A 2,439-nucleotide genomic window follows, 5' to 3' on the forward strand; every position below is an offset into this window, starting at 1 on the left:
GATTTGATCAACAAGGCCGTGAGTTGTTATCGTAGTAATGTTTAATCAATGCAGATTTACCACAGCCAGTATCACCACTTAGCATCATACATGGCTTTTCACCTGCCAGGTCGTGGTGTAAACGCAGTTTGTCAAAATCGTTTATGATGGTCTTTGGTATGGTGTATTCAATAAACACCGCTTTGAATTGATTGAGTTTTGCCTTTTTAGCCTCGGTCAGCATAACTAAAACGCCTCAAGATCTGAGACAAAATCATCCCAGTTGTCGTCGTCTTTTGGCTGATCCGTTTTTATCTCTTCTTTGTTTTTAGGAGGTAAGGCTGGAGCTGCAATGGAGGTCAGGTTTTCGTTGTTAATATTTTTAGCTCTAGCAATTGCTTTCACCCCTTTAACTTTCGCTTTTCTAAGGGCCTGAGAGACTTCTTTTACTTCCTCTTCAATGCGCTCGTTAATGTAGAGCCTAGCCTTAGCTAAACTTACTTCATCAACCTTTTCATATGTATTTTCTCTCAAAAGGCGAATATTTATCTTATGCATATCAAGTGAAAGGCCTTTAATTTGTTCTTTCTTCGGGCTCACACTTGGCACAGCAATATAGCCACCTTCACCTTTTATAAATACATAAATTTCGGAGAGATCGTTTGGATTTATTTTGATAGTTACTTTTCTTGATTCATTCCGTGCCATTAGCTTTCGCTGGCTAGAAAGCTCATCACTATCATACCTAATGTGTTCATATGTAATACCACCTTTGCGTATGGTGCGCTCAGTGGTAATACCCAGAACGACATCTAAATCTTCTCTTTCTTGAGCATCTAACGTATACACTGGCGTTTTCTCATTCCCTTCTTGCCACAATTCATATGGTATATAACGGTAACGTGAATCAGGCTCCTTATGATAAACATCTATAACCCACTTATGAAACTGATGAACATATGTACTAAATCTTACATGTGCATATTTCTTTGGATCATAATCATGTTTTTCGGCTATGTTTGAAAAGGTTTTCCCCGGGATATCACCATTGTACTTATTGTTTATCGTCTTGAATGCACCTTCTACAAAAGGCTTGTGCCAAGGACGTTCTATTTTGTTAAATTGGATATTTGTAACTACCTGACGACAAGCAGAGTCTAACGAGTCACACCAAAACTCACAGGCGTTATCAACCACTAAAGTACCTATCTTTCCATGACACGGCCAATCACCTGTTATATCTGGATATCTACTTACGATAGGCTCCTTTGGTATCATTGCTTGCCGTATAGCCTGCATTACAGCGATATAGCCCGGGCTTTTAAAACCAATATGAAACCCAATAATGCACCGGCTATATACATCCATCAGTAATGTTAGATTAGCCCGACCCAAAGGCACGAGTGTTTCATCATCAAGCAAAATTACATCCAGTGGAGTGTGGTCAATCTCTACTCTTTCTAAAGGCCGTAAGGGTAAGGTGTGGCTATCAACTGTGGCAAACTCAATATCTGCAAGTCGTTTGCCATATCTATCCACCATCAGATCATATTGAGGTAAGCTATCTATTCGGTTTTTGAATGCTTTGTAAGACAAAGCTTTTAAAGGCGTAGAGATAACCGAATCATTTTCCAATGTTATGAGATCTTTGTAATATCTATACACCGCCGCAACGGATAAGCGCTCTTTTGTACGATAGCGAGTTAACGCCATCTCAAAAAATTTGTCTGTCTCTGAATGTGTATTTCTATTGCCCTTGCGGTCGTGCCTCGGAACGAGTGAAAGTATGTTTCCGCCGGATTCTACATATAGCTTGTGCCATCTTGCTAACGTTCGCCATGAAGGAACCTTTTCACCTTCAAAGCTTGGGATATCTTTTAACAAAGAAGTTAAGTTTTTCTCCGTCCATCCTCCAATCAATCGTTTTGAAATCCATTGCAAATATTTAGTTCGAGCAACTGCTGTTTGTTGGATGTTTTTAGGATATGTAGCTAAGTCTCGATTAATTGACTTCGGCTCAATGGGCTTAAATAGTGCAGGCTCATTGGTAAACTCATCTGCAAAACCAAAGTCATCTTTATTCATCACACCATACCAGTGAATCTAAGCTGAGTTTCGAAGAAAGATCTGAGCTAATTTTTCCAAGAGTTAGCAGCCTACAAATTGAAGAAAAAATATCACCCACGGTTACTTTGATAAGTTGGGTAAGTTCACCAACACGAAGCTTTTTATAACGAGCAAGTAGATTAAGAATAGTCAGCTGTAACTCTGTTAGTGCTTGATACCCTGCATACTGATGTAATAGCTTAAGATTATCCAGCATGGGTTCAACACAAATCTGTGCATCAGTCACTAAGACAAGATCAATTCCGAGCTCTTCTCTAGCTGTTTTGCGTTTTTGAGTGAATCGAGCAATAAAGTCTGAGCTTTCCGTTTTATATTTATACCAAATTGATTAAA

General features: G+C 39.1%; 2 protein-coding genes. Both read right to left on the reverse strand.

Translation table 11 applies throughout. The features are described 5' to 3' along the window. Positions 1 to 7: 7 nt before the first annotated feature. Positions 8 to 223, reverse strand: a complete 216-nt coding sequence (locus CWB99_RS23410) for a TniB family NTP-binding protein (protein ID WP_249332091.1) — start codon at positions 221 to 223, stop codon at positions 8 to 10. Positions 224 to 225: 2 nt separating this feature from the next. After that, positions 226 to 2,064 (reverse strand): Mu transposase C-terminal domain-containing protein, encoded by a 1,839-nt coding sequence (locus tag CWB99_RS23415; protein ID WP_138553691.1) that lies wholly within the window; start codon positions 2,062 to 2,064, stop codon positions 226 to 228. Between the last annotated feature and the right edge of the window lie 375 nt (positions 2,065 to 2,439).

This window comes from Pseudoalteromonas rubra (assembly GCF_005887095.1).
Lineage (GTDB): Bacteria > Pseudomonadota > Gammaproteobacteria > Enterobacterales > Alteromonadaceae > Pseudoalteromonas > Pseudoalteromonas rubra_E.

What these genes read in the sequence shown, in the direction of transcription:
- CWB99_RS23410 (WP_249332091.1), bottom strand. Translation starts at nt 223, where the DNA reads ATGCTGACCGAGGCTAAAAAGGCAAAACTCAATCAATTCAAAGCGGTG.
- CWB99_RS23415 (WP_138553691.1), bottom strand. Translation starts at nt 2,064, where the DNA reads ATGAATAAAGATGACTTTGGTTTTGCAGATGAGTTTACCAATGAGCCT.